Source organism: Bradyrhizobium sp. WBAH42 (genome assembly GCF_024585265.1).
Lineage (GTDB): Bacteria > Pseudomonadota > Alphaproteobacteria > Rhizobiales > Xanthobacteraceae > Bradyrhizobium.
On the sequence record NZ_CP036533.1, the window covers coordinates 2,005,031 to 2,031,137 of the forward strand.

22 protein-coding genes and 1 tRNA gene are annotated in these 26,107 nt (G+C 65.1%); 9 read left to right on the forward strand and 14 right to left on the reverse strand.

Translation table 11 applies throughout. From position 1 onward, the window contains the following. Positions 1 to 145 precede the first annotated feature (145 nt). From dapD to rpmH, 9 genes are all read right to left on the reverse strand, one after another. A complete protein-coding gene (gene dapD / locus DCG74_RS09400) occupies positions 146 to 991 on the reverse strand; it encodes a 2,3,4,5-tetrahydropyridine-2,6-dicarboxylate N-succinyltransferase (protein WP_172786712.1) in 846 nt (281 codons plus the stop codon). 234 nt (positions 992 to 1,225) lie between these two features. Then, entirely contained in the window at positions 1,226 to 1,918 is a 693-nt protein-coding gene (locus DCG74_RS09405; RefSeq protein ID WP_172786713.1) for a pyrimidine 5'-nucleotidase, read from the reverse strand. A 14-nt stretch (positions 1,919 to 1,932) separates the two neighbouring features. Further along, a complete protein-coding gene (locus DCG74_RS09410) occupies positions 1,933 to 2,919 on the reverse strand; it encodes a DUF1036 domain-containing protein (protein WP_172786714.1) in 987 nt (328 codons plus the stop codon). Positions 2,920 to 3,104: 185 nt separating this feature from the next. Then, the gene (argB, locus tag DCG74_RS09415; RefSeq protein WP_130363552.1) at positions 3,105 to 3,992 is read right to left on the reverse strand and encodes an acetylglutamate kinase; all 888 of its coding nucleotides are present in this window, start codon (positions 3,990 to 3,992) and stop codon (positions 3,105 to 3,107) included. A 241-nt stretch (positions 3,993 to 4,233) separates the two neighbouring features. After that, positions 4,234 to 4,599, reverse strand: a complete 366-nt coding sequence (locus tag DCG74_RS09420) for a DUF423 domain-containing protein (protein ID WP_172786756.1) — start codon at positions 4,597 to 4,599, stop codon at positions 4,234 to 4,236. After that, entirely contained in the window at positions 4,599 to 5,252 is a 654-nt protein-coding gene (gene yihA, locus DCG74_RS09425; protein WP_172786715.1) for a ribosome biogenesis GTP-binding protein YihA/YsxC, read from the reverse strand. Before yihA ends, DCG74_RS09420 begins: the two co-directional genes overlap by 1 nt. 140 nt (positions 5,253 to 5,392) lie before the next feature. After that, positions 5,393 to 7,264: a membrane protein insertase YidC gene (gene yidC / locus DCG74_RS09430; RefSeq protein ID WP_172786716.1), complete on the reverse strand. Its 1,872-nt coding sequence runs from the start codon at positions 7,262 to 7,264 to the stop codon at positions 5,393 to 5,395. Positions 7,265 to 7,280: 16 nt separating this feature from the next. Continuing rightward, positions 7,281 to 7,667, reverse strand: coding sequence for a ribonuclease P protein component (gene rnpA / locus DCG74_RS09435; protein ID WP_172786717.1), 387 nt, complete (start codon positions 7,665 to 7,667; stop codon positions 7,281 to 7,283). A gap of 27 nt (positions 7,668 to 7,694) precedes the next feature. Continuing rightward, the gene (rpmH, locus tag DCG74_RS09440; RefSeq protein ID WP_008542748.1) at positions 7,695 to 7,829 is read right to left on the reverse strand and encodes a 50S ribosomal protein L34; all 135 of its coding nucleotides are present in this window, start codon (positions 7,827 to 7,829) and stop codon (positions 7,695 to 7,697) included. A 349-nt stretch (positions 7,830 to 8,178) separates the two neighbouring features. Here rpmH and DCG74_RS09445 point away from each other — a divergent pair, with 349 nt between their 5' ends. From DCG74_RS09445 to queD, 3 genes are all read left to right on the forward strand, one after another. Beyond that, positions 8,179 to 9,678: a HAMP domain-containing sensor histidine kinase gene (locus tag DCG74_RS09445; RefSeq protein ID WP_172786718.1), complete on the forward strand. Its 1,500-nt coding sequence runs from the start codon at positions 8,179 to 8,181 to the stop codon at positions 9,676 to 9,678. Positions 9,679 to 9,947: 269 nt separating this feature from the next. Then, a tRNA-Arg gene (locus DCG74_RS09450) sits at positions 9,948 to 10,024 on the forward strand. An 82-nt stretch (positions 10,025 to 10,106) separates the two neighbouring features. Next, positions 10,107 to 10,463, forward strand: coding sequence for a 6-carboxytetrahydropterin synthase QueD (gene queD / locus DCG74_RS09455; RefSeq protein WP_172786719.1), 357 nt, complete (start codon positions 10,107 to 10,109; stop codon positions 10,461 to 10,463). Between the two features lie 36 nt (positions 10,464 to 10,499). On the opposite strand, the gene DCG74_RS09460 is transcribed toward queD, so the two are convergent. The 3 genes from DCG74_RS09460 to DCG74_RS09470 form a co-directional block, all read right to left on the reverse strand. Then, complete coding sequence (locus tag DCG74_RS09460; RefSeq protein ID WP_172786720.1) at positions 10,500 to 10,835, reverse strand: hypothetical protein; 336 nt, start codon at positions 10,833 to 10,835, stop codon at positions 10,500 to 10,502. A gap of 283 nt (positions 10,836 to 11,118) precedes the next feature. Next, positions 11,119 to 11,439: a hypothetical protein gene (locus tag DCG74_RS09465; protein WP_172786721.1), complete on the reverse strand. Its 321-nt coding sequence runs from the start codon at positions 11,437 to 11,439 to the stop codon at positions 11,119 to 11,121. 37 nt (positions 11,440 to 11,476) lie between these two features. After that, positions 11,477 to 16,300, reverse strand: coding sequence for an NAD-glutamate dehydrogenase (locus tag DCG74_RS09470; protein ID WP_172786722.1), 4,824 nt, complete (start codon positions 16,298 to 16,300; stop codon positions 11,477 to 11,479). A 300-nt stretch (positions 16,301 to 16,600) separates the two neighbouring features. Between DCG74_RS09470 and DCG74_RS09475 the strand changes: the two genes are divergently transcribed. Beyond that, the gene (locus DCG74_RS09475; protein WP_172786723.1) at positions 16,601 to 17,500 is read left to right on the forward strand and encodes a hypothetical protein; all 900 of its coding nucleotides are present in this window, start codon (positions 16,601 to 16,603) and stop codon (positions 17,498 to 17,500) included. 33 nt (positions 17,501 to 17,533) lie between these two features. On the opposite strand, the gene DCG74_RS09480 is transcribed toward DCG74_RS09475, so the two are convergent. Beyond that, positions 17,534 to 17,860: a hypothetical protein gene (locus tag DCG74_RS09480; protein WP_172786724.1), complete on the reverse strand. Its 327-nt coding sequence runs from the start codon at positions 17,858 to 17,860 to the stop codon at positions 17,534 to 17,536. A gap of 276 nt (positions 17,861 to 18,136) precedes the next feature. On the opposite strand from DCG74_RS09480, the gene DCG74_RS09485 reads away from it, so the two are divergent. Further along, on the forward strand, positions 18,137 to 18,802 hold the full coding sequence (locus DCG74_RS09485) for a class I SAM-dependent methyltransferase (RefSeq protein ID WP_172786725.1): 666 nt from the start codon (positions 18,137 to 18,139) through the stop codon (positions 18,800 to 18,802). Between the two features lie 15 nt (positions 18,803 to 18,817). Beyond that, complete coding sequence (locus tag DCG74_RS09490) at positions 18,818 to 19,861, forward strand: zinc-binding dehydrogenase (protein WP_172786726.1); 1,044 nt, start codon at positions 18,818 to 18,820, stop codon at positions 19,859 to 19,861. Positions 19,862 to 19,891: 30 nt separating this feature from the next. Here the strand turns inward: DCG74_RS09490 and DCG74_RS09495 are convergent, their stop codons facing one another. Then, the gene (locus tag DCG74_RS09495; protein ID WP_172786757.1) at positions 19,892 to 20,755 is read right to left on the reverse strand and encodes a LysR family transcriptional regulator; all 864 of its coding nucleotides are present in this window, start codon (positions 20,753 to 20,755) and stop codon (positions 19,892 to 19,894) included. A gap of 98 nt (positions 20,756 to 20,853) precedes the next feature. Here DCG74_RS09495 and DCG74_RS09500 point away from each other — a divergent pair, with 98 nt between their 5' ends. The 3 genes from DCG74_RS09500 (at position 20,854) to DCG74_RS09510 (ending at position 26,107) form a co-directional block, all read left to right on the forward strand. After that, the gene (locus DCG74_RS09500) at positions 20,854 to 22,164 is read left to right on the forward strand and encodes an aspartate aminotransferase family protein (RefSeq protein ID WP_172786727.1); all 1,311 of its coding nucleotides are present in this window, start codon (positions 20,854 to 20,856) and stop codon (positions 22,162 to 22,164) included. 20 nt (positions 22,165 to 22,184) lie between these two features. Then, the gene (locus tag DCG74_RS09505) at positions 22,185 to 23,795 is read left to right on the forward strand and encodes a gamma-glutamyltransferase family protein (protein WP_172786728.1); all 1,611 of its coding nucleotides are present in this window, start codon (positions 22,185 to 22,187) and stop codon (positions 23,793 to 23,795) included. Positions 23,796 to 23,962: 167 nt separating this feature from the next. Then, entirely contained in the window at positions 23,963 to 26,107 is a 2,145-nt protein-coding gene (locus tag DCG74_RS09510) for a GumC family protein (protein WP_172786729.1), read from the forward strand.

Sequence of the window (26,107 nt, forward strand, 5' to 3'; positions counted from 1 at the left end):
CGAACGGCTCCGGGCGGAACGGGACCGCCCGGAAATTGGTCGCGATGGAGGGAGGGTGGGTTCGATCCTGGCAGCGGATGGTGAATAGCCAATCGCGTAGGGCGCGCGCCCTATTCGCCACTGGCCATTCGCTACTCGCCTTGCATCAATCCCGCAGCAACTCGTTGATGCTGGTCTTGGAGCGCGTGCGCTCGTCGACGCGCTTGACGATGACGGCGCAGGCGGTGCTCGGGCCGATCTGGCCGTTCTTCATCGGCTTGCCGGGCAATGCGCCGGGCACCACCACGGAGTACTCGGGCACTTCGCCCATGAAGACCTCGCCGGTCTCGCGGTCGACGATCTTGGTCGAGGCACCCAGGAACACACCCATCGCCAGCACCGCGCCCTTGCGCACGATCACGCCTTCGGCGACCTCCGAGCGCGCGCCGATGAAGCAATCGTCCTCGATGATGACGGGCTCGGCCTGCAGCGGCTCGAGCACGCCGCCGATCCCGGCGCCGCCGGAGATGTGCACGCGCTTGCCGATCTGGGCGCAGGAGCCGACAGTGGCCCAGGTGTCGACCATCGTGCTCTCATCGACATAGGCGCCGAGATTGACGAAGGACGGCATCAAGACGACGTTCTTGGCGATGAAGGCCGAGCGGCGCACCACCGCGCCCGGCACCGCGCGAAAACCGGCATCGCGAAAGCGGTTCGGGCCCCAGCCTTCGAACTTCGAGGGCACCTTGTCCCACCAGCTTGCCTTGCCGGGGCCGCCGCCAATGACGTCCATGTCGTTGAGGCGGAACGACAGCAGCACGGCCTTCTTCAACCATTGATTGACCTTCCACTTGCCGTCAGTGCCGCGCTCGGCGACACGCGCCTCGCCCTTGTCCAGGGTCTCCAGCGCCTGGTCCACGGCTTCGCGCACCTCGCCCTTGGTCGAGGTCGAGATGCCGTCACGCGCCTCGAAGGCGCTGTTGATGGTGGATTCGAGGGCTACAAGGGACATCGTGATTTCCTCTGGGGAGCGCGTGGTTTCGCGGGAATTGGAGCGCTTTTTCGGGATTTGAAGGGGCAGAGTCAAGGCATACTCCACCGTCGTCCCGGGGCGCGCGAAGCGCGAGCCCGGGACCCATAACCACAGGAATTCGTTTGGCGAGGACTCGGAGTTATCGATCTCGGGCCACAATCACTCCTGTGGCTATGGGTCCCGGGCTCGCTTCGCGCCCCGGGACGACAGCGGTTATTGTGGTGACAACCCCGCCAAAAACCCCGCCAGATCATCCGTGACGTGGTCGACATGGGCGGCGTCGCGGCCTTCCAGCTCCCAATCCTCGCGCACCACCTCCTTGGTCCCGTCAGGGACGACCAGCACGGTGGTCATGCCGAGCCGGTAGGGGACGGTGAGGTTGCGGGCGAGATCCTCGAACATGGCGGCGCGGGTCGGATCGACCGCATGATCCCTCAGGAACTTGCGGTAGGTCTGCTCCGCCGGTTTCGGCTCGAACTCGGCGGCGATGATGTCGAACACGCCGTCGAAATGGCCGGCGAAGCCGAGCCGCGCCAGCACGGCATCGACATGGTCGACCGATCCGTTGGTCAGGATCAGTTTTCGCCCCGGCAGCTTTGCGATGGCCGTACCGAGCGCGGGGTTCGGCTCCAGCGGCGAGTGGTCGATCTTGTGGACATAGGCGAGATAGTCGTCGGCGCGAACGCCATGCAGAGTCATCATGCCGCGCATCGTGGTGCCGAAGCGCCGGTAATAGTCTTTCTGGATCGCCCGCGCTTGCTCCGGCCCGACATTCAGCCAATTGCAGACGAACTCCCCGATCCGCGCATCGACCTGCTGCCACAGATTGACGTGATGCGGATAGAGCGTGTTGTCGAGGTCGAACACCCAGGTGTCGACATGGCTGAAGCTGCGGGGTGGGCTCATCACAAGTCTCTCGCTCACGGGACGGCAAAGCGCAGCGTCTTGCCGCCGCTTGACATGTCCACGGCGCCGAAGCCGGTCGGCGCAAAGCCGCGCGCGCCGCAATCAGTCTGCTCGCTGGTTTCGAACTTGGTCTCGCGCGTGCAGAGCTGCCTGTCGCCGCCCCAGTTCAGCGGCTTGTCCTTCAGCTTCACGACGCGGTTGTCGGCGTCGACCGCTTCGGCGAAGCTGAAGATCTGCTTCGGCTGGCCGCTCACATCGGGGTGCAGGCAGGTCTTGGGATCGATGCGATACCAGCCGCGGCTCGTCACGGCCTTGCCGTCGTCGGTCGCGATCGCCGCCATCACCTTGTGCGGCGTGTCGTTGCACCAGGTCAGGCCGGTCGCGGACGGCGTCTGCACCGCATCGACCATGGTCTTGAAGAAGTTTTGCGAGCCCACGATGTCGGCCGACAATCCGCGGCTCTTCAGGAAGGCGGCCAGCGCGCTCTGCGTCTTCGGCCCGTCGACGCCGTCGATCGGCGCGGCGTCGTAACCGGCGATCACCAGGAGCCGCTGGATGCCGGCGAGGCGCGCCTGCTCGTCGTCATATTCGGAATCCTCGGCGAGATAAGCGACCAGGTTGCCGTCCGCACCTTGCGTCGGCGTCACCTGCGTGAAGGGAACCTGCGTCTGGCCGCTGCGGCACTGCCGCGCCGCCGCGATGACGAAATTGTCCTGCGCGACGCAGAGCATGTCGTTGCCGCTTTGCGGGATCGGGGACGCGCCGTAGACGCCGAGCGCGCGGGCGTTGAGCAGGATGCGGTCGGCGGTCAGCGTGCCCTGCACCACGACGCGGCAGGCGGCGGGATCGATCCTGAACCAGCCGCGCGTCGCGGTGGCGGCCTTGTCGTCGATGCCGATCGCGGCCTCGACGACATAGGACATGCGGTTGCAGATCTTGAGGTCGGCGATCGCCGGCGCGGAGGAGAAGAAGAAGGAGACGACGGCCGCGGGCAGCGTCATCAGGAAGCGGGTGAGGGGGGGGCGGCGCGGGCGACGCTCTGTCGGTTCGTCATGGCTGGGCTTGACCCGGCCATCCACGTCTTTGCCACGAGAAGAAAGGTCGTGGATGCCCGGGCCATCTGTGCGAAGACGCGCTTCGCGCTTTGGCCCGGGCATGACGGCTCTCGTGCGTGGCGTCTCTCGTCTCACTTGTGGATCAGCGTGCCCGTGCCCTGGTTGGTGAAGAGCTCGAGCAGCACCGCGTGCTGCATCTTGCCGTCGATGATGACGACGCCCTCGACGCCCTGCTCCAGGGCGTAGATGCAGGTCTCGACCTTCGGGATCATGCCGCCGGAGATGGTGCCGTCGGCGATCAGTTTTCGCGCGTCCTTCACCGACAATTGCGGGATCAGCTTCTTCGACTTGTCGAGCACGCCGGGCACGTCGGTGAGCAGCAGCAGGCGTTTTGCCTTGAGCGCGCCTGCGACGGCACCGGCAAAGGTGTCGGCGTTGATGTTGAGCGTCTGGCCCTCCTTGGAGGTCGCGAGCGGGGCCAGCACCGGGATCAGCTCGTAGCCGATCAGCTGGTTGAGCAAAGTGAGGTCGACCTTTTCGGGGTCGCCGACGAAGCCGAGGTCGACCGCCTTCTCGATATGCGAGTCCGGATCGACGATGGTGCGCGTCGTCTTGGTCGCCTTCACCATGTTGCCGTCCTTGCCGGATAGCCCCACCGCCTTGCCGCCGGCCTCGTTGATGTAGCCGACGATCTGCTTGTTGACCGAGCCGGCCAGCACCATCTCGACGATCTCGATGGTCGCGGCATCGGTGATGCGCAGGCCCGCTGCGAATTCCGAGACGATGCCGAGGCGCTTGAGCATGGTCGCGATCTGCGGCCCGCCGCCATGCACCACCACCGGGTTGATCGCGGTCTGCTCGAGCAGCACGATGTCGCGGGCAAAGTTCTTCGCGGTCTCCTCGTCGCCCATGGCATGGCCGCCATATTTGATGACGATGGTTTCCTCGTCATACTGCTGCATGTGCGGCAGCGCTTCGGACAGGATGCGGGCCTGGTCGAGCGGAGAGATGTCGGTCATGTCGCGGGTCTCGCTGGCGGGTCGAATGCTGCGCGTTCTATCCGATTGGCGGGGACAGCGCAAAGTGGTCTTACCCTCCCCTGGAGGGGGAGGGTCGATCGCGCGTAGCGCGAGCGGGGTGGGGTGATCTCTCCACACGGGCACTACTCCTATGGAGAGACTGTCACCCCACTCCGCTACGTATTTCGCTTTGCTTCATGCGTAGCGACCCTTCCCCTCCAGGGGAGGGTAAGAAAGAGCGTCACTTCCTTGCCGCCACCGCCGCCGCGCTCACCGCCAGCCAGCCCAAAATCATCACCGTTCCGCCCGTCGGCGCCGCCATCGGAAACAACGTGTGCCCGGCATATTGCCGCAAGGTGAGGTCGCCTGCGAACAGCGCGGCACCGATCGCGAAGCCGAACGCCGCCACGAGCCCAATTCCGCCGTGCAGAAGGCCGCGCGTGAGCAAGGCGATCGTCGCGAGTATGGCCGTTGCATGAAACAGCAGCATGGTGCTGGCGGAGGCAAGACGATTAGCGTCCGCGCCATGGGCGGCGGCGGCGGCCAGCGCGACGCCGGCGGCACCCATCAAGCCGGCAAGCCCGATCAGCAGGCGGTACGCCAGCATCACGCGGCCCGCTCTTCCAGGAGCTTCGCCATCGCGGCGCGCAAGCTCTCCATGCCGGTCGAGCTGCGTGACGAGGTCGCGAGCACGGTCGGGAACGCGGCCGGATGCTTGGCGAGTGCGGCCTCGGTCTCGGCGATGCGCGCCTGCAGCTCGGCGGCCTTCACCTGGTCGGCCTTGGTCAGCACGATCTGGTAGCTGACGGCGGAGCGATCGAGCGTCTTGAGCACTTCGAGATCGACGTCCTTGATCCCATGCCGCGCGTCGATCAGCACGTAGACGCGGGCGAGGCTGGCGCGGCCCAGCAGGAATTTGTGGATCAGCTCGGTCCAGGACGCGACCTGGCTCTTCGGCGCCTTGGCATAGCCGTAGCCGGGCATGTCGACGAGGCGCAGGTCGTTCTTGCCGGGGACCTCGAAGAAGATCAGCTCCTGGGTGCGGCCCGGCGTATGCGAGGTGCGTGCCAGCGCGTTGCGCCCGGTGAGCGCGTTGATCAGGCTCGACTTGCCGACATTGGAGCGTCCGGCAAAGGCGATCTCCAGCCCCGCCATCGGCGGCAGCGATTGGATCGAAGGCGAGGCCCAGATGAACTGCCAGTCGCGAGCGAACAGTTTTCGCCCGGCCTCGATCAGTCGCTCGTCGGTCTTGTCGTTCATGCGAGCGGTCTATCCTCTCGTCATGGCCGGGCTTGTCCCGGCCATCCACGTCTGGCTGTCCAGCACCCTCCTAAACGTGGATGCCCGGGACGAGCCCGGGCATGACGGTGTGGAGGCATTTGCGCCCGCAATGACGGCGCTTACGTCGCCTTCCTCGCGAACGTCGCCTTGAGATTGTCGAATAACTCCACCTTCACGCCGTTGCGGCGCATGATGTAGCTCTGCTGGACCACCGAGAGCAGGTTGTTCCAGGCCCAGTAGATCACGAGACCTGCCGGGAAGCCCGCCAGCATGAAGGTGAAGATCAGCGGCATCCAGTTGAAGATGATCTGCTGCGTCGGATCCGGCGGCGTCGGATTCAGCTTCATCTGGAACCACATCGTGATGCCCATGATGATCGGCCAGATGCCGAGCGCGAGGTAATAGCCGAACACCGGAATCGTGGTCGGGTCGAACGGGATCAGCCCGAACAGGTTGAACAGGTTGGTCGGGTCCGGCGCCGAGAGGTCCTTGATCCAGCCGTAGAACGGCGCGTGCCGCATCTCGATGGTGACGAACAGCACCTTGTAGAGCGAGAAGAACACCGGGATCTGGATCAGCACGGGAAGACAGCCGGCGACCGGATTGATCTTCTCCTTGCGGTAGATCTCCATCATCTCCTGCTGCTGCTTCACCTTGTCGTCGGGATAGCGCTCCTTGAGCGCCTGCAGCTGCGGCTGGATCGACTTCATCTTCGCCATCGAGGCGTAGGACTTGTTCGCCAGCGGGAAGAACAACAGCTTCACGATCACCGTCACCAGCAGGATCGAGATGCCGAAATTGCCGAAGAAGCGGTAGAAGAAGTCGAGGCCGAGGAACATCGGCTTGGTGAGGAAGTAAAACCAGCCCCAGTCGATCAGCAGGTCGAACTGGTTGAGGCCGAGCGCCTTGTTGTAGCCGCCGAGGCCAGCGAGCGGGAAGTTGATGCCGACCACGCCGGCTTCCTTGGCGCCTGCGAACAGCCGCGCGTTGGCCGTCGCGGTGCCGCCGATCGCGACGGTGACGGGGTCGAGCAGATAGTCGGTCTGGTAGGTATGGACCTTGCCGACCGGGTTCGACGAGAAACGTGCCTGGAGCTGGGCGTTGGTGTCGGGCAGCAGCGCGGAGGCCCAGTATTTGTCGGTGATGCCGAGCCAGCCATTGGTGGCCTTGAAGTTCACCTGCTTGGCTTCGTCGATCTTGCTGTAGGCATATTCCTGCAGCCTGTGTTCGCCGAGATAGCCGATCAGGCCCTCATGCAGGATATAGTAGCCGGAGACATGCGGCGCGCCGTGGCGCGAGATCAGCGCGAACGGATAGAGCGTGACGGGGGCGTTGCCGACATTGCTCACCTCGTCCTTGATGGTGAAGAGATAATGGTCGTCGACGGTGATGGTGCGGCGGAAGGTCAGGCCGTCGCCGTTCTCCCATTTCAGCACCACCGGTGTCGACGGCGTCAGGCTGCCGCTGCCCTCCTGCTGCCAGACGGTCTGGGCATCCGGCATCTTTGCCGTCACGCCCGTCGCCGCAACCCAGCCGAACTCGGCGTAATAGGGCTCCGCCGTGCCCGACGGCGAATAGAGGACGATCGGCGGCGATTTCGGATCGACCGTCTCGCGATATTGCACCAGCGCGATGTCGTCGATACGGCCGCCCTTCAATGAGATGCTGCCGGCGATCCGCGGCGTCTCGATCTTGACGCGCGGGCTCGCTGCAATGGCGGTCTCGCGCGGAACGACCGCTTGGGGCTGGCTCGCGGCCGGCGTTGCCGGCTGGGCCGTACCGCCCGGCTGCGGCGCGGAGCCCGGCGTCGCCGGCGCGCCGCCTGGCGTCGCCGAGGCGGTCGGCTGCGGCGTCGTCTTCTGGAGCTCGGTCTGCGCCTGCTGCTGGGCGCGCTGCTTCTCCATCTGCGGCACGTTGTAGAAATACTGCCAGGCGATCAGCACCAGGCCGGACAGAATGACGGCGAGGATGGTATTGCGATTGTCGGTCATCTCGTTTGTCTCGTCATCAATCCGGTTTGCGGCTGGTCGCTGCGGCGTGACCCGGCCTCTGGCCGCGCGCCTTGGCCGTATGCCGCGCGGGCTTCGTGAACGCTATGCGCAGATCGTCGAGCATGGTGGCGAAGTCGCGCGAGAGCGCGTCTCTTCGTCCGACCAGGACATAATCGTGGTGGGGCTGCATCGATGTCGGATCGAGCCGCTTCACCAATTCGCGCAGCCGGCGCCGGATGCGATTGCGCTCGGGGGCGTTGCCGTTCTTTTTGGTGACGGTGAAGCCGATCCTGACAGGGCCGGAATCATCGCGGCGGCGACTTTGCAGGACGAACGCGGGACTATTCACCCGCGCGCCATTGGCAACGGCGAGGAAATCCGCCCGCTGCCTCAGCCGATCCATGATGAAATCCCAAAAAGGGGGTCCGGCTCAGGCGCTCAGACGCTTGCGGCCGCGGGCGCGGCGGGCGGCGAGAACCTTGCGGCCGCCGGCAGTGGCGAGACGGGCGCGGAAGCCGTGACGGCGCTTGCGCACCAGTTTGCTGGGTTGATAAGTCCGCTTCACGGGTTTTTCTCCGCTGACCGGGCAATTTGCCTGTAGAATTGATGGTAAAGTCCGGAAGATGCGGCCCAAAACGGGCCCTTTTCGGCCCCAAGAGAGCCGCTCCCGGTGTCGCACCGGGTCATCGCGGACAATTCGCGCGGCTTATAAGGGAGCGCCTTGTTTTCGTCAACGCCGCACAAGCGCGCGATTTTGGTGAATATCGCTGTTTGTGCGAGGTTTTTAACCCTTGAGGTAGCGACTCGCGCTAACAGCGCTTACATCCCACCTTGGCAGATTAGCGATCCGTAATTTGACCGGACATCGGCCGGGTCGCATCCTCCATCAGCCAAGGTCAAGAGGGGCGAGTTTCGTGGCAGCCACAGATCGCCAGCAGATCCAGGATCTGGATCAGCCGGACCAGCCGGCGATGCGGCCCCGCGGCTCGCGCGGGCTGGGGCTGTCCGGCAAGCTGCTGCTGCTCACCGTGCCCCTGGTGATGATCGCCGCCAGCCTGCTTTACGTGCCCGCCATCGCCAATTTCTGGGTCAACCGGCTCAACGACCGCGTTGCGGCCGCCAACACCGCGGCGCTGGTGCTGGATGCGGCGCCGCTCGGCATGGTCCCCGATTCGCTGTCGCGCCAGATTCTGAAAAGCATCAACGCCCGTGCGGTCGCCATCAAGATGGGCCAGCAGCGCCGGCTGCTCGCGAGCGACAACATTCCCGCCGCCATCGAGCATGACATCGACCTGCGCGACGTGACCGCCTGGGAGGCGATCACCGGCTCGTTCCGCATGATGCTGGAGACCGGCAACCAGGCCATCCGCATCGTCGGCCCCGGCGTCGGCAATGCCCAGTTCATCGAGATCGTCACCGACGAGCTGCCGCTGCGGCAGCAGATGTACCGCTTCTCCCGCAACGTCGTCGTGGTTGCGCTGATCATCGCGGTGCTGACCGCGGGCCTCGTCTATCTCGCGCTCCATTATCTCTTCGTGCGGCCGATGCGGCGGCTGACCGCGAGCCTGGTCGGCTTCCACGAAAATCCCGAAAGCTCGGCCGGCATCATCGTGCCGAGCCAGCGCAGCGACGAGATCGGGGTCGCCGAGCGCGAATTGTCGGACATGCAGCGCGACCTGATGTCGATGCTGCATCAGAAGAGCCGGCTCGCCGCCCTCGGCCTTGCCGTCTCCAAGATCAACCACGATCTGCGCAACCTGCTCGCCTCGGCCCAGCTGCTGTCGGACCAGCTCGCCAGCGTGCCGGATCCACGCGTGCAGCGCTTTGCGCCTAAGCTCGTGCGCTCGCTCGAGCGCGCCATCGCCTTCTGCCAGTCGACATTGTCCTACGGCCGGGCCCAGGAGGCCGCGCCCGACCGCCGCATGATCCTGATCGAGCCTGTGGTGATGGAGGTGCGGGAGACCGCGGGGCTCGCCAACGAGGCCTCGATCGCCTGGGTCGCTGCGATCGAGCGCGGGCTCGCGGTCGATGCCGACCCCGACCAGCTGTTCCGCGTCTTGCTCAACCTCGTCCGCAACGCCGCCCAGGCGCTCGAAAGCCATGCGGCGGGCGAGGGGCGTGTGCAGCAGATCCGGATCACCGGGAAGCGCGAAGGCGCCGTCGCGATTCTCGAGGTTTCCGACACCGGGCCCGGCGTCCCCCCGAAGACCCGGGAGCGCCTGTTCGAGGCCTTCCAGACCTCGGGTCGCCCCGGCGGCAGCGGCCTTGGCCTTGCCATCGCCGCCGAGCTGGTCCGCGCCCACGGCGGCGACATCCACCTGGTCGAAGGCACCATCGGCGCCACCTTCCGCATCGTCATCCCCGACCGTCCCGTGGAACTGCTCTCCATCCGCAACGAGCGGCAGAGGGCTTAAGTCGGCCGGCGGCCGACTGAAGCCGTCATTCCGGGGCGCGACGAAGTCGCGAGCCCGGAATCCATAACCACCAGCTGGGGTTATGGATTCCGGGCCTGGCCCTCCGGGCCATTCCGGAATGACGACCGTGAAGTCGAGATGCGCAAAAATCTCCCCATCCCGGACCTTGCCAATCGGGACAAGAGCGGTTAGTCAGAGCGCTCTTTCGCACCCCCTTCGGCTCCGCCGGGGGGCTGCTTGCGGGCCCCGCCCGCACTGTCGCGAAAAACGCGCCCGTAGCTCAGCTGGATAGAGCATCAGACTACGAATCTGAGGGTCGGACGTTCGAATCGTTCCGGGCGCGCCAGCTTCTTCCGATGCCGGCAAAAGCAATGCAGTGTCCGGTCGCTCGTCCGAGATCGCGGATGGGGCGCGCCCTTGGAAATCAGATGAAGGTATCGCAGGCATTCAAATTCGAGGCGGCACATCGCCTGCCGAACGTGCCGGAAACGCACCGGTGCAGCCGGCTGCACGGTCATTCCTATCGGGTCGAGGTTCAGTTGGAGGGACCCGTGGACCCGCACACGGGTTTCGTCGCGGACTTCTTCGATATTGAAGAATGCTTTGCCGGCGTCCTGGAGGCCCTGGACCACAGATGCCTGAACGACGTCGAAGGACTCGGGAACCCAACCGCTGAAAATATCGCGATCTGGATATGGGACCGGTTGGGCTCGCGTCTCCACCAGCTTTCCGCAATACGAGTTTACGAAACGGCGGACTGTTGGGCCGAATATCAAGGGCGGTGACGACAACCGCAAGCTGACCCGTTCAGCACGACCAGATCAAAAAGCGACCGCTGCCGGGGCGGCCCAATGGCTCCTGACGAAGTCCCGGATGTGCTCCGGCACGGGCGTGGTGTCGATGTCGCAACGCGTCTGGATTTCTTCCGCAAGCTCTCTCGACACGTCCTTCGACCAATGACCTAGCGGATCGAAGGCGACGATGCGGACGGGGTCGTTGAAACGGCCGGCGATCAGGTTCGAGATGACGGTTTCGATGTCAGTCCGCTCGACCTCGGTTTTCCGGCCGGCTCTGCCGGGCCGTCCGGCAATGTTGTCGAAGATCAGATAGACGATCCGATCTGCCGCATTCTGATGAGCCGCGCATGGGGCGGCCATCGACGTCAATCCATTTCCAGCCATACGCGTCTCCAATGCAATAGAGCCGGTAATTTGTCCGGACGGGACCCGCCTGAATTGATCAAGCGCAATGCTATGTACACGGGCCACTACGGTCCCGCATCAGGACCAAAGTACGATCAGGACCAAAGTATGATGACGCGCGGATCGCGCTTTGTAGGATCGGACACTGCCATTCGAGGGCGAGGAAGCCGCAATCGCGCTCGATCGAGCTCGTCCTTCAGGAGATGCTAATGGTGGCCTTTGCTGCGCTTCCTGTGGCTTACCGGATCCTTGCCGCGACGTTGGGCCGGTTTTGCTTGAGCCAGGCGACGGCCTCGGGTCCATCGACGACGCACTCGAAGGTTTCCCAGGTCGGGTCCTCCAGGGATTCCGCTTGCAGTCGCTTCGCCGCATACTCGACGAGGTCGTGCAAGCCTTCGTATCCTCGTCGATGCTCGAGGGACTCTGCAATCGCCGTGCTGGTCCATCCTCGTTGGGCCAAATCGATGATGCTCGGAGCCTCAGCCTCGCTGAACCACGGCGTGGCATCGAACTCGATGCAGCGGACATTGTCGGCGGTATGGCAAGTGGCGTGGATCATTGGATTCTTCCGCTAGCATTGCATGTCTTGCACGCCCTCAGACTTTGACCAGGTCTCCCAGCAAGTTCGCCGCCACCATGAGCTTCGCGAGCGTCAGGCCGCCGGCGGCAATCTCCTCCACCGTACGGCGGATGCGCGTCGCCTCGGGATGAGCTGCAAGCCAGGTCTCCGCGGCCTGCTGACCTGATTGGCCGATGGTCAGCATGTCCGCGGCCAGGCGTCTTTCGGCAGCTGCGATCAGGTCGACGGCGCGGTCGATGGCGAGGCGCTCGAAATGATCGCTGGCCGGCACGTTGCGCGCAGCGGCGGTGATGCGGTCGAGACGGAAATTGGCCTCGGCGGCAAAGAACGTCGCGGCCGCATCACCGATGCTGCGGCCGGTGCGCTCGGCGACCGTCACGATATCAGGCGCCGAGACCAGGGCGTCGAGGTCGGCCAGATCGCCGGCGAGTCCGGTCGGGACGCCGGCATCGATCAGGTCCTGCCGGCGCTTGCTGCGCGCGGCTTGCAAGTCCGGTGGCAGGGCGCTGTCGAGCGAGGCTGCGACCTCACGGACGGCAGGACCAAACCGAGCGATCACTGCACTGAGACCGTCCTTGAAATCGACATTGCGGACATACCAGACCATGCGAGAGAGCAGGAGATCCTGGATCGCAGCGTAGAGGCCGAGCTGCAACTGTCCGTCGATGAGGGTGTCGAGCGCGTCGATCCCGTCATTGAGCCGCCTGAGCTCATAGATCGCGTCCACCGCCACCTGGGCCATGACGATGGTCGAGATATCGGCGTCGGTCTCGTCGGTCAGGCGTACGATGCAGGCCGGACCCCCGCGGTTGATCACGGCATTGACGAGACTGGTTGCGATGATCTCGCGTCGGAGGCGATGGTGCTCGACCGCGGCCGGGAATTTGTCGAGAATCTCGTGCGGAAAATACAGGGACAGTCTGCGGGCGAGATATGGATCGTCAGGCACGCCGGTTTCGAGCAGGTCACTGTAAAGCGTCAGCTTGGCATAGGCGAGCAGCACGGCAAGCTCCGGCCGTGTCAGGGCTTGGCCGCGTCGTGTGCGCTCGGCGATCGCAGCATCGTCAGGCAGGAATTCGACGGCGCGGCTGAGCAGGCTGCGTTGCTCGAGCGACTGCATCAGGCGGGTGAGGAAGCCGGTCTCGGCCATGCCCTTGCGTTCGGCGAGCGAGAGCGCCAGCGTCTGCAGATAGTTGTTGCGCAGCACCAGCGTACCGACTTCGTCGGTCATCGCGGCAAGCAGGGTGTTGCGGTCAGCCGGGCTGAGGCGTCCCTCGCGCTCGGGGCGCGCCAATGCGATCTTGATGTTGACCTCGAGGTCTGACGTATTCACGCCGGCCGAATTGTCGATCGCGTCGGTGTTGAGCTTGACGCCCTTCTGCGCCGCTTCGATGCGCCCGCGTTGGGTTACGCCGAGATTAGCGCCTTCGCCGATCACCCTGGCGCGAACGTCGGCACCGGTGATGCGGATCGCATCGTTGGCGCGGTCGCCGGCTTGATCGTCGCTCTCCGCCGACGACCGCACATAGGTGCCGATGCCGCCGAACCACAGGAGGTCCGCGCGCGCCTTCAGGATCGCCGTCATCACCTCGAACGGCGTTGCCTGCTCCTTGTCGAGATCGAGCAGGGTGCGCACTTCCGGCGCGAGCGGGATCGCCTTGAGCGAGCGCGAGAACACGCCGCCGCCCTGCGAGATCAGCGATTTGTCATAATCCTGCCAGCTCGATCGCGGCAGGTCGAACAGGCGCTTGCGCTCAGTGAAGCTGATCGCCGGGTCGGGGGAGGGATCGATGAAGATGTCGCGGTGATCGAACGCCGCAACGAGCTTCGTCGCCGGCGAGAGCAGCATTCCGTTGCCGAAGACGTCGCCGGACATGTCGCCGACGCCGACCACGGTGAAAGGCGCGGTCTGAATGTCGGTGCCGAGCTCGCGGAAGTGGCGCTTGACCGCCTCCCAGGCGCCGCGCGCCGTGATCCCCATCTTCTTGTGGTCGTAGCCCTGGCTGCCGCCGGAGGCGAAGGCGTCGCCGAGCCAATGGTTCTTCTCGGCCGAGATCGCGTTGGCGACGTCGGAGAAGGTGGCGGTGCCCTTGTCGGCGGCGACGACTAGATAAGGATCGTCGCCGTCATTCCGCACGGTCAAGTCGGGCGGCACCACGATGTCGCCGTCGAGATTGTCGGTGAGTTCGAGCAGCGAGCGCACGAAGATTCGATAGGCCTCGGTGCCCTCCGCGAGCCACGCCTCGCGATCGGAAGGCGGCGGCAAGCGCTTGGGCACGAAGCCGCCCTTGGCGCCGACCGGCACGATCACGGCGTTCTTGACTTGCTGCGCTTTCACGAGGCCGAGGATCTCGGTGCGGAAATCCTGTGGCCGATCGGACCAGCGCAAGCCACCGCGCGCAACCTTGCCGAAGCGCAGGTGAATGCCTTCGACACGCGGTGAATAGACGAAGATCTCGTAGAGCGGTCGGGGAGGGGGCAGATCCTCGATCTTGCGCGCGTCGAACTTGAAGGAGATTACCGGACGCGGATGTCCGTCCGGGCCGAGCTGCCACAAATTGGTGCGGATGGTCGACTGCACCAGATTGGTGAAACGGCGCAGGATGCGGTCTTCATCGAGCGAGGCGACGGATTTGAGCTGCTCCTCGATCTCGGCAAGGAGAGTTATCTCGCGCGCCGAACGCTCGCGATCGGTCAGGACGAGGCGTGGATCGCGGCGGGCCTGGAACAGCGCGACGAGGTTGGCTGTGATCGCGGCGTTCTTGCGCAAGGTCTCCCACATATAGTCCTGGGTGAACGGTGCGCGGATCTGGTGCAAATAGCGCGACAGCGCCCGGATGGTCGAGACTTCCCGCCAGCCCAGGGCCGTGCGCAAGATCAAGGCATTGTACCCGTCGGATTCGGCGCGATCGGTGACCACCGCCATGATCGAGGCCTCCAGGCGATGGCTGAAGTCCCGGCTGATCTCGATCGGCTGGCCGTCGCTGGTCTCGATCGTCATGTCGTGCAGCCAGACCGGCTCGGGCCTGTTGCCGGGCACGATCTGATAGGTGCGTTCGTTGACCACGCGCAGGCCGTGATTTTCGATCACCGGCACGCGGTAGGACAGCGACAGCGGCGCGGCGTCCGAAAACACCTTCAGGCCGAAGCGCCTGGGATCGTCATCCTCGAAGCGGTGAACCGAAATCGTCACCGGGCGGGCCGGTGTGAGCTTCTCGATGGTGGCGATATCGGCGATTGCCTGGTCTGCCGTGGAAGCCTCGGCATAGCCGCCGCTGAAGGCCCGAGCGTATCGATTTGCGAGCATGCGCGCCCGCATGCCGTCGGTCGACGCAGCCAGCGCGGCCTTCAGCTTGTCGGCCCAGGTCGCGGCGATGGCGCTGATCCCGGCTTCCAGCGTGGCGCGCTCGACGGCGGGAGTCTTACCTTCATAGCGTCCGATGATATAGTGGACGCGCGCCAATGCTCCTTCGGGGAAGGATACATAGGAGGCCGACAGTGTCCCCTTGTAGCTCTGCGACAGGAAGGCGCCGACGCGCATGCGCACGTCGGTGTCGTATTTATCGCGCGGAATGAATACGAGGATGGAAACGAAGCGATCGAACTTGTCGACCCGCGCCAGCGCCCGGATCCGCGGGCGCTCATAGAGGATCAGGATCTCCATGACGAAATCGAAGAGGGTATCGACGTCGATCTGGAATAGCTCGTCGCGCGGATATTCCTCGAGAATATGCTGGAGAGCCTTGCCGGAATGGCTGTTCGGGTCGAAGCCGGCGCGCTGGAGCACCCGCGATACCTTGTGGCGAACATAGGGGATCTGTCGTGCCGAGCGCGTATAGGCACCCGAGGTGAACAGGCCGACGACTCGCAATTCACCCTCGAGCCGGCCGTCGGGCGTATAGAGCTTGATGCCGACATAATCCATCCGGATGCGGCGATGAACGCGGCTGCTCACATTGGCCTTGATGACGATGAGCAGGGTCGGCTCGCGCATGAACTCGCGAATCTCGGGCGTCATCACGACCATCTCGCTGCCGCGGCGCAGGACCTTCACATCGGGATCGCGGAGGATGCCGAGGCCCTCGGCGGTCGTGATGTCGTCCGACGCGTCGCGGCCGGGCGAGAAGCGATATTCGCGCACGCCGAGAAAGGTGAAATTGTCGGCGCACAGCCATTGCAGGAACTGGTTGGCCTCGGCGACGTCGTCGATCGGAAGCGGCGGCGGATTGGACGAGAATGTCTTGACCGCGTCCTCGACGCGGTCGCGCATGGCGCGCCAGTCCGCGACGCAAGCGCGCACGTCGCTCAACGTCCTGGTGAGGCCGTCAATCAGCCTCTCGCGGTCCGCGTCGGCGTCCAGGCGGGTGATGTGGAGGTGAATCAGGCTCTCTCGCGCGCCCTTTGCCCCTTCCGGCAGTGCCTCGCCGTAGAAGCGCAGGAGCTTGCCCCCATCATCGCGCTCCACCGCGATGATGGGGTGAGCGACGAGAGTGACTTCGATGCCCTGCTCGGTGAGCTCCGCCATGGTGGAATCGAACAGGAAGGGCATGTTGTCGTTGAGGATTTCGAGCACGGAGATCTCGCGCCCGTCCGGCATCAGCGGATTGACGACGCGGATATCGGCACGCCCCGCCGTGCGCCGCTGCACATGCTCCCAGGCTTGCTCCGCGAGGAAGGCAAGCGAGGAGGCATCGCAACTGGCGAGGTCCTCGACATTGGTGAAGGCGAACAGAAGCTCGGCAAATGCCCGGGGGGCCTTGCCCGGCTGCACGCTTCCTGCTGCCTCGTGGATCAGAGTTGCCCGGGCCTTGTCGTCACGCCAAGCCATAGCGTCCTCCATCTCCCAGCCGACGAGCCGCAATTACGGTCGGGCATCGTTCTTGGAGTGCGCCTCTTCGAGCGCATCTTCTTGACCGCGATTCAATCGCTTCGGCGAAATCTTCGGTCTTGCGGCCTCGACGATATTAGCATTCCGCAGCCGTCATGGCGCGGGGAGTTGTGATCCGCGATTTGGGGGCGGAAAACCGGTGACCGATGACCATCGCGTCATTTGGTGCTCTGCAAAATGACGAGGAATTTCAATTGTGTATGAGTTCGTGATTTTATTCTGAATGGCGCGCATTTGCGATAAAGGAGTCGCATGCGCACAATCGATCGTCTGTTCTCCTGCCTCGCTCTGTTTCTTGCTGTCGCCGCGCCGGTGCTTCCCGCGCGCGCGGCTGAGACCTGCCCGTTCATCAGCGCAAAAGAGCTCGCTGCCGCGATGCCGGCGCTGAAATGGTCTCTGATCTCGAATCAGGACGGCCGCGGCTGCATCTACCAGGCCGGGCGCGGCGACACGATGATGCTGAGCGTGTTCCGCAATCCCGACAAGGACCGCGCCAGGGAATTGTACGCGACCTTCGTCAAGACGCTCGGTGAGCGAATGCCGCTGAGCGCTGTGGCCGGGATCGGCGACGAAGGCCAGGGCGGAACGAGCGCCGCCGGCGCCGAGCGCCAGGAGGCCTCGGTCCTCGTTCTGTCCGGCGACTACATTCTGCAGATCAGCGTCTATCCGATCGGCCGGCGCGCCGACGATGCGCTGCTCGGACCGATCACCGAAGCTGCGCGCGTTGCCATTGCCAATGTGGGCAAGAGCAGCGAGCGGTTCGGCAATTGCGAGTGGCTCACGGCCGCCGATGCCGACGGCTTTCTCGACAACGGCACGCTGACGGTGCAGCGGACCGGCGCGGGCAGCTGCATGATGTTCGATCGCGAGGCCAACACAATGACGGTCGCGGTGATCGCGATGTCGCGCGACACCGTCGTCGGCATGATGAAGCGCGCGGGCCCTTGCACGCATGTGGCGATCCCCGAGCTCGGCCGCGAAGCCTTCGGCGAGCATTCCTGCACCAAGGGCAACGGCAACGCCGTCACCATCTATGTCTGGAAGAACGACCGGCAGGCCTCGATCCTGTTCGCCCCCGTCAAGCCGCATCCGGAGTCTGGCTCGGTCGAGCGCCTGAAGGCGGTCGCCGCGCGGGTCTATGGGAAAATGTGACGGGGCTGGGTGACCGCCCAGCGGCCCCGGCTTTCACCGCAGGCCCTGCTCGTCGATCAGGATGCGATGGATCTCGATGCGCTCGGGCAGCTCGATCAGGAACTCCGCGTCGCGGGCGAGATGATGGACCTTGGTCGGCTCGCCCTTGGTGAAGGCGGTCATGGCCGCGATGTCGGCCCAGTAGGAGATGGTCGTGAACCACGTCTCCTCGTCGCGGTCCTCGCGCAATTGCTGCACGCCGAGCGCGGTCTTGAGCAGCGGCGGGATGCCTTCGGCTTGCAGATAGGCCTGGTAGGCGTCGGCGATGTCGCGGCGGGTACGGCCGCGCCAGATGCGGGCGATGGTCGGCTGGGTCGGCATGGCATGACTCTCCTTGCTGCCGAACGCCGCGTGGCGTGGTCTCGTTCCAGCGTCTCCATGTCACGGCCAGCGGCGGCCGCAGCTGGAACCTGGCGCTGGCCGGTCTGGCGAATCGGCGGCCGGTTCTTGACCGGCGCCGCCGCAGCATTCCCACATCATTGATCTGAAACAATGATGGTCTTCGCCACAAATGCTAGGGCGAGTCGCGAGGTCGCGTGCGAGGCTCCCCAGGCCGGTCAAGATACTCTCCGCGCGTGATGCAAATCCGAGGGCTCAATGGGACGACTGCTGAATATCGTGACGCCGCTGCACACTGCGACCAAGCGCGACTACATGGGCCGCATGAACGACGACAAGATCGGCTGCTCGCTGAAGGCGCGGGAATACGAGGCCGATTACTGGGACGGCGACCGCCGCTTCGGTTATGGCGGCTACCGCTTCATCGAGGGGCGCTGGGCCCCGGTCGCCAAGGCGCTGATCGAGACCTACGGCCTGAAGGACGGGTCCAGCGTGCTCGACGTCGGCTGCGGCAAGGGATTTCTGCTGTACGAGATGCAGAAGATCCTGCCGGGCCTGAAGGTCACCGGCTTCGATATCTCCAAGCATGGTCTTGCCAATGCGCACGAGCAGGTGAAGCCGCATCTGTTCAACTATCGCGCCCAGGACGTCTATCCCTATGGTGACGACAGTTTCGACCTCGTCATCTCGCTCGGCACCCTGCACAATCTCAGGCTCTACGAGCTCGATGCCGCGCTCAAGGAGATCGAGCGGGTCGGCAAGAACAAATACGTCATGGTCGAGGGCTACCGGAACGTCGCCGAGCTGCACAATCTCGAATGCTGGGCGCTGACGGCGGAATCCATCCTGCACACCTCGGAATGGATCTGGCTTTACGGCAAGCTCGGCTACACCGGCGATTACGAATTCATCTATTTCGAGTGACCGGGCGCGCGATCCATGGACATCAAGACCGCAAAGGCCGCGATCCTCGTCGAATCCGGCAAGCCGCTGATCGTCGACGAGTTCGATCTGCCTGACAGGCTCGAGCACGGTCAGGTGCTCGCCCATGTGCACACGTCGAGCATTTGCGGCGCACAGATCAACGAGATCGACGCCGTCAAAGGCGTCGACAAGTTCCTGCCGCACCTGTTGGGGCACGAGGCGCTGGCGACCATCGTCGAAACCGGGCCTGGCGTCGTCTCCTGCCAGCAGGGCGACACCGTCGTCATGCATTGGCGCCCGGGCAAGGGCATCCAGTCCAACACGCCGGTCTATGCCTGGCGCGGCAAGCGCCTCAACGCCGGCTGGGTCACCACCTTCAACGAATACGCCGTGGTGTCGGAAAACCGCGTCACCCCCGTTCCTGATACGATCGATCGCACCAGCGCGCCGCTGCTCGGCTGCGCGGTGACGACCGCGCTCGGCGTCGTCAACAACGATGCGCAGATCGCGATCGGCGAAGCCGTCGTCGTGTTCGGCGTCGGCGGGGTCGGCTTGAACATCGTGCAATTCGCCGCGATGGTCGGCGCCTGGCCGGTCATTGCGATCGACCGCCTCGACAACAAGCTGGCCATGGCGAAGGATTTCGGCGCCACCCACCTCATCAATTCCGAGACCGTGAAGGATGTGGCCGCCGAGGTCCGGTCCATCACGGGGGCCGACGGACCCGACAAGGTCGTCGAGACCACCGGCGTCAAGAACCTGATTGAGCTCGCCTACGAGATCACCGCCAAGAAAGGCCGCTGCATCCTCGTCGGCGTGCCCCGCGAGAAGGCCGAGATCTATACCCTGCCGTTGCACTTCGAGAAGGTGCTGAAGGGCTCGGAAGGCGGGCAATGCCAGCCTGCGCGCGATATCCCGCGCCTGGTGCGTCTCAGCGACGCCGGCAAGGTGAGCTACCGCGGCATCGTGACCCACGAATTCGCGCTCGACGACATCAATGCCGCCCTGGATCTGATGCGCAGCGGCACGTCGGGACGGATCCTCCTGAACATCAGCTGAGCGCTGCGCTCGCCGCGCACGCGCGGGTCACTAATCGATCTCCGCCTTGGTCTTCAGTCCGGGCAACACGGTGCGGACGTGCTCGGCCAGCGTCGTCGCCAACAGCGAGGGCCTCGCCTCCGAGAATTCGAGCGCGATGCCGATGGTCGGAAGCAGGGGCAGTCCGGCCGAGACGACGTGAAGATCGAACGGAACGGCGGTTCGTGTCAGGACGCTGATCGCATGACCGGACCGCGCGATCGCGATCAGGCCGGCGAGGCTGTTGCTCGCGTAGGCGACCCTGTAGCGCCGATTGACCGCGTCCATCGCGGCGCAGGCGGCCCGGTAGTCCAGGCTCATCGGCGCCGCCAGCGCCAGCGGCAGCACATCCTGCGTCAGTATTTTCGGTTCGGCCTCGTTCGCGACCCAGACGAAGCGCTCCTCGCGGATCACCTCGCGCGCTCCGGCATCGGACAGCGAGACCAGCGCCATGTCGATCTGGCGCCGCACCAGCATCGGGCGCAGCTCGGAGGTCGGTGCGCAGACCATGCGCAGCTCGACATGGGGATGCAGCGCGCAGAACCCCTTCAGCAGCGCCGGCAGGAAAGCGATCGAATAGTCCTCCGGGCAGCCGAGGCTCAGCGTCCCCTTGAGACTCGCGCCGCTCATGTCGGCGAGAATCTCGTCGTGCTGCGCCAGCAGCGTCTCGGCGTGGGCGAGCAGTTTCTCGCCGGCCGCGGTCAGCCTCATGCCGGATCCGCTGCGGTGAAACAGCGGCTGCGTGATCGTCTGTTCCAGCCGTTGCATCTGCATGCTGAGCGCGGACTGTGTCCGGCCAATCTGCGAGGCCGCCAGGCTGATCGAGCCGGTGCGGGCCACGACGACGAAATTCCTCAGAAGCGTGAGATCCAGCATCGACATCAGGAAGATTGATATCCAGATTGAATTATATCAATTAGCCTGAAGTCAAATTCTTGACTAGAGGTCAGACGTCCCAAGCGCAGGTGGCTGTCATGACCTTGAATGCCGATCCCGATTTCTGGGCGTCCGCCAACACGCATCTGACCCGCTATGGGCCGAGTTTCGAACCCGTCATCATCGAGCGTGCGGCCGGCAGTTTCGTCTACGACGCCGACGGACGCGCCATCCTCGACTTCACCTCGGGTCAGATGAGCGCCGTGCTGGGGCACACGCATCCCGACATCGTCGCCACTGTCGCACGGCAAATGGGGGCGGTCGCTCATCTCTTCAGCGGCATGCTCTCGCGTCCGGTGGTGACGCTGGCCGAGCGTCTCGCTGCGCTTGCGCCCGGTCTCGACCGCGTGCAGCTGCTGACGACAGGCGCGGAAGCCAATGAAGCGGCGATCCGGATGGCCAAGCTCGTCACCGGCAGGCACGAAATCGTCGCCTTCGCGCAAAGCTGGCACGGCATGACCGGCGCGGCGGCGTCGGCGACCTACAGCGCGGGCCGGCGCGGTTATGGGCCGGCCGCGGTCGGATCGTTCGTCATTCCCGCGCCGAACGCCTATCGGCCGCGCTTCAGGAACGTCGACGGCAGCAACGACTGGCAGACCGAGCTGGACGATGCGTTCGCACTGATCGACAGCCAGTCGACCGGTAATCTGGCGGCCTTCATCGCCGAGCCGATCCTCTCCAGCGGCGGCATTCTGGAACCGCCGCTCGGCTATCTCGCGGCCTTGAAGCAAAAATGCCAGCAGCGCGGCATGCTGCTGATCCTCGACGAAGCTCAGACCGGAATCGGCCGCACCGGGCACATGTTTGCCTTCGAGCGTGACGGCGTGGTGCCTGATATTCTCACGCTGTCGAAGACGCTCGGCGCCGGTCTGCCGCTCGCCGCCGTCATGACGACAAAGGCCATCGAGCAGACCGCGTTCGAGCGCGGCTTCCTGTTCTACACCACGCATGTCTCCGATCCCTTGCCCGCCGCGATCGGCGTCACGGTGCTCGACGTGGTCGCGCGCGACGGGTTGGTGGCGCAGGCAACCGCCAGGGGCAACAGGCTCCGGGATGGATTGCTGTCGCTGCAGCAAAAGTTCGAATGCATCGGTGACGTCAGGGGCCGCGGGCTTCTGCTCGGTCTCGAAATCGTCGTCGACCGGCAGTCTAAGACGCCGGGGTTTGAACTCGGCGCGCGGATCATGGAGGAGACCATGCGTCGCGGTCTCAGCATGAACATCGTCAAGTTGCCCAGCATGGGCGGCGTATTCCGCATCGCGCCGCCGCTCACGGTGTCCGAGGCCGAAATCGATCGCGGTCTCGAGATCATGTCGGAGGCGATCCAGGCTGCTGCGACGACGCACTGATCGGCGAAAGGCCTGACCGGATGCAGATCGCCAAGACATATGGGCGTCCGACGCTGTTCTCGCGGCACGGCATGGTCGCCGCCGCGCATCCGCTCGCGGCACAGGCCGGTGCACGAATCCTGATGCAGGGCGGCAATGCGTTCGATGCGGCCGTCGCCACGGCGGCCGCCCTCAACGTGGTCGAGCCGTTCATGTCGGGGCTTGCCGGGTTTGGACTGGCCACGATCTGGGTGGCGATCGAGCAGCGCATTCGCGTGCTCGACTTCGCTCCGCCGGTGCCCGCAAGCTTCCCGGTCGGCAGATACACCAGCAGATTCGAGCTCGAGCGCGGTCCGCAGGCGGCCTCGACGCCCGGCAATCTCGCGGGCTGGTGCGAGCTGCTCTCGCGCTATGGACGCAAATCGCTTCCAGACGTCTTTGCGCCGGCGATCACGCTGGCGCGTGACGGCTTTGCGCTCTCGGACTTCGGTGTTGATGAGATCAACGAGCAGGTGCCGCTGCTCGAACCCTGGCCGGAGCTGCACGCCGCCCTGGTCAGGAACTATCTCCCGGATGGAATGCCGGTGAAGCTTGGCAGCATCGTCGCGCAGCCTGATCTCGCGCAGACTCTTGCCGAGATCTCCGAATTGGGGCCCGAGTATCTGTATGGCGGCAAGCTCGGCCGGCGGATCGTGGACTATCTCGCCACGCTCGGCGGCAGCCTGACGCTGGACGATGTCATCGCCGTCAAGCCGCATTGGTTCGATCCCCTGACCGTGTCCTATCGCGGGCTCGAGCTTCACGTCCCGGCGCAGCAATGCGGCGGCTTCCAGTTCGCCCTGACCCTCAAGATCCTTGAAGGCTTTGACCTCGGGCGTCTGCCGAAGGACGGCGCCGATCATCTCGATACGGTCTATCGCGCGATCCGCCTCGCCGCCGGCGAGCGCATCGCCCACGGCAATCTGGGACCGGATCAAGCCGCTGGAGCAATGTCCGACGCGACGATCGCGCGGCTTCGCCAGCGTGTGAGCGACGGCCGGCCGATCACGGGCCCGACAGAGCAATGGATGCCGCAGGATCGTGCCGATCCCGGTCACACCACCTCGTTCTCGATCGCCGACGCCGAAGGCAATCTGGTCTGCATGACGCAAAGTCTCGGCAGCCCGTTCGGCAGCGGCGTCGTGGTGCCGGGGACCGGCGTTTGCCTCAACAATCATCTGCATTGGGCCGACGTGCAGCCGGGAAGCCCGAACCTCGCCAGGCCGGGCGACGCGTTGCCGGTGACGATGGCACCGTCGATTGCGACGCGCGGCAGCCGTCCGGTGCTTGCGCTGGGGACGCCCGGCAGCTACGGCATCCCGCAAACCCAGGCCCAGGCTTATGTGCAGCACATCGAGTTCGGCCTTCCGCTGCAGCAAGCGATCGAGGCGCCGCGTTCACGGCTGTGGGACGGCCGCTTCATTCAGGCAGAGAACCGCATCGCGCCGGAGACCATCGCCGAACTGAAGCGCCGCGGCCACGAGATCGAGATTTTGGACACCGGATGGACCATGCTCTGCGGAGGCATGCAGGCCGTCGCGCTCGATCCGGTGACCGGCGTGATGACGGGTGCCGCCGATCCGAGGCGGGACGGGTATGTCATCGGCTTGTGAGCGGTCGCACATCGCGGCGAGCGCAGACAGCGCGTGGCTGGCCGCGTCTCGTTAACGAATCGTTCACCGCCCAAGGCCAGCCCAGCCGTAACCGCCGGTTAACCATGGATATTTACGGTGTAGCAAGCCTCTGAGCTATGACTGTCAGTTGATTTCGAGTCCAACCCATGGCGTTCGGTAGCCGGCCATCTCCGCGAAGCATCGCCCCGACGGAGCAAGCGGCTTCGTGGGAAGCGCCGCGGGCTGCGAAGGCGAAGCCTGACGGCGCCGCGCCGGACCTGACCAAGGGATCGCTGACCGTCTCCGGCACGCTGTCCTTCCTGCGCGAGAATGGCCGGCGCATTCTGACGCTGGCCCTGGCGCTGTTCGCCCTCGGCGTCGTCGCTCTGATGATCCTTCCGGTCCGCTATGCCGCGACGGCGCTGGTCGTGCTCGATCCGCGCGAGCTGCGCGTGACCTCGGATCAGGACGTGCTGCCCGGCATCGGCCAGGATGCCGCGGCGCTGCAGAGCCAGATCGAGATCGCCAAGTCCGACGGCTTCCTCCGTCCATTGATCGAGCAGCTCAAGATCGCGGACGACGAGGACGTCGCGGGCGGCTATACCGACATGACGCGCCTGCTCGAGAAATTCCGCAACCGCCTCGAGATCACCCGGCGCGGGCTCACCTACGTCATTGCGATTTCCTTCACCTCGAACCGGCCGGATCGCGCGGCTTACTATGCCAATGCCATCGCCGAGGCCTTCGTCGCCAGCCAGGGCCGCGTCCGCACCGAGGCGACGGACGAGGCGGCCGGCTGGCTCCAGGACCGGCTGAAGACGCTGAGCGAGCGCCTGCGCGCCTCGGAAGACGCCGTCGCCGCCTTCCGGCTCGAGCACAACATCGTCAATGCCGGCAAGGAATCCACCACGCAGCAATTGCGGGTGACCGACCTGACCCAGCAGGTCTCCGCCGCCCGCGCGCGCACCGAGGAGGCCAAGGCGCGCTACGAGCAGGTGCAACGCGACGTCAAGGCCAATGTCGAAGGGCCGGTGAAGCAGGATCTCCTCAGCATGCTGCGCGCGCAGCGCTCGGCCCTGAACGACCAGATCGCGCAGAAGAAGGCGGTCTATGGCGACCGCCATCCCGACCTTGCGATCTCCTACAGCCAGCTGGCGGACATCAACCGGCAGATCGAGATCGAGCGGAAGAAGAACATCGACACGGCCAAGTCCGAATACGAGGCCCAGCTGGAGCAGCAGAACGCGCTGGAAAAGCAACTCAAGGCGGTCGAGACCAAGATGCTGGTCGACGGCCAGGCGCTGGTGAAGCTGCAGGAGCTGCAGCGCGACGCCGATGCCAACCGCAACATCTACGAGCAGTTCCTGTCGCGGTTCAAGACCACCAATGAGCAGCGTCAGCTGCAGGCCTCGCAAACCAAGATCGCCTCGGTTGCGATTCCGCCGTTGCGCTCGACGCGTCCGCCGCTCGCCTTGCTGCTTGCGGCGCTGGCGATCGGCTCGCTGCTGACCTCGACCGCCGCCGTTGCGGTGACGACGAGCCTGTCCGCCGACAAGCCCGAATCCGTTCAGGCCTCTGCCTCACGTGAAGCGGAGGAGGCGCCCGGCCCGCAAGTTTCCCCTTCGGCCGCCGCTGCGCGCCCAGCCGAGGCGATGCCCCGCCTTCCTGTCTGGGCGCGCATCCCCGAGCTGGCGCCAGGCGCCGGAATCAACACGGTCTGGCAGAGACCGGTCAGCGCGTCGGCCGAGCTCGATCTCGGCCCTCATCTGCGGCCACTGCTCGAACGCATCGACCGTCTGCCGGTGCGCGGCTGCAAGGTCGCGCTGGTCTTGTCGGTCGGCAAGAGCGCCGGTGGCAACACCGTGGCGCGCTCGCTCAATCGCGCCGCCGTGAACCTGGGCATGATGAGCGTGCTGATCCGCCTCCAGGCGGAATTTGCAGGCGCCCAGCCGCCCGTGACCGAATGGCAGGACGGCTCGACCACGGCGGGACTTCAGTCGATCGACGAGCTGCTCAGTGCCGGGCGGAAGGGCGATGCGCGGCCCGAGGACGATATCCGCTCGGAGTTCGACCTGATCGTCGTCCACGCCGGCAATCTCGCCTTGCAGCCCGACGCCATTGCCCTGGCCGCCCACGCCGACCTGATCGTCCTGGTGGCGCGCGCCGGCGAGCTTGGTTCGTCCGCGATGCGCAGGGTGACCGCGGCGCTGTCGAGATACGCGGCCGTGCCAACCGGCCTCGTCGTCAATCACGTGCCCGCCGGTTCAATGGCACCTCAGCCCGACGGTGGCGCTCTGGGCCTTGCGGTGTGA

Bases quoted from the DNA above. Each gene is read 5' to 3' on its own strand.
- DCG74_RS09470 (WP_172786722.1), bottom strand. From the start codon at position 16,300: ATGGAGGACGCTATGGCTTGGCGTGACGACAAGGCCCGGGCAACTCTG.
- DCG74_RS09420 (WP_172786756.1), bottom strand. From the start codon at position 4,599: ATGCTGGCGTACCGCCTGCTGATCGGGCTTGCCGGCTTGATGGGTGCC.
- DCG74_RS09505 (WP_172786728.1), top strand. From the start codon at position 22,185: ATGCAGATCGCCAAGACATATGGGCGTCCGACGCTGTTCTCGCGGCAC.
- yihA (WP_172786715.1), bottom strand. From the start codon at position 5,252: ATGAACGACAAGACCGACGAGCGACTGATCGAGGCCGGGCGAAAACTG.
- DCG74_RS09500 (WP_172786727.1), top strand. From the start codon at position 20,854: ATGACCTTGAATGCCGATCCCGATTTCTGGGCGTCCGCCAACACGCAT.
- DCG74_RS09490 (WP_172786726.1), top strand. From the start codon at position 18,818: ATGGACATCAAGACCGCAAAGGCCGCGATCCTCGTCGAATCCGGCAAG.
- yidC (WP_172786716.1), bottom strand. From the start codon at position 7,264: ATGACCGACAATCGCAATACCATCCTCGCCGTCATTCTGTCCGGCCTG.
- DCG74_RS09480 (WP_172786724.1), bottom strand. From the start codon at position 17,860: ATGCCGACCCAGCCGACCATCGCCCGCATCTGGCGCGGCCGTACCCGC.
- argB (WP_130363552.1), bottom strand. From the start codon at position 3,992: ATGACCGACATCTCTCCGCTCGACCAGGCCCGCATCCTGTCCGAAGCG.
- dapD (WP_172786712.1), bottom strand. From the start codon at position 991: ATGTCCCTTGTAGCCCTCGAATCCACCATCAACAGCGCCTTCGAGGCG.
- queD (WP_172786719.1), top strand. From the start codon at position 10,107: ATGAAGGTATCGCAGGCATTCAAATTCGAGGCGGCACATCGCCTGCCG.
- DCG74_RS09465 (WP_172786721.1), bottom strand. From the start codon at position 11,439: ATGATCCACGCCACTTGCCATACCGCCGACAATGTCCGCTGCATCGAG.
- DCG74_RS09475 (WP_172786723.1), top strand. From the start codon at position 16,601: ATGCGCACAATCGATCGTCTGTTCTCCTGCCTCGCTCTGTTTCTTGCT.
- DCG74_RS09485 (WP_172786725.1), top strand. From the start codon at position 18,137: ATGGGACGACTGCTGAATATCGTGACGCCGCTGCACACTGCGACCAAG.
- DCG74_RS09410 (WP_172786714.1), bottom strand. From the start codon at position 2,919: ATGACGCTGCCCGCGGCCGTCGTCTCCTTCTTCTTCTCCTCCGCGCCG.
- DCG74_RS09495 (WP_172786757.1), bottom strand. From the start codon at position 20,755: ATGCTGGATCTCACGCTTCTGAGGAATTTCGTCGTCGTGGCCCGCACC.
- DCG74_RS09510 (WP_172786729.1), top strand. From the start codon at position 23,963: ATGGCGTTCGGTAGCCGGCCATCTCCGCGAAGCATCGCCCCGACGGAG.
- DCG74_RS09405 (WP_172786713.1), bottom strand. From the start codon at position 1,918: ATGAGCCCACCCCGCAGCTTCAGCCATGTCGACACCTGGGTGTTCGAC.
- rnpA (WP_172786717.1), bottom strand. From the start codon at position 7,667: ATGGATCGGCTGAGGCAGCGGGCGGATTTCCTCGCCGTTGCCAATGGC.
- DCG74_RS09460 (WP_172786720.1), bottom strand. From the start codon at position 10,835: ATGGCCGCCCCATGCGCGGCTCATCAGAATGCGGCAGATCGGATCGTC.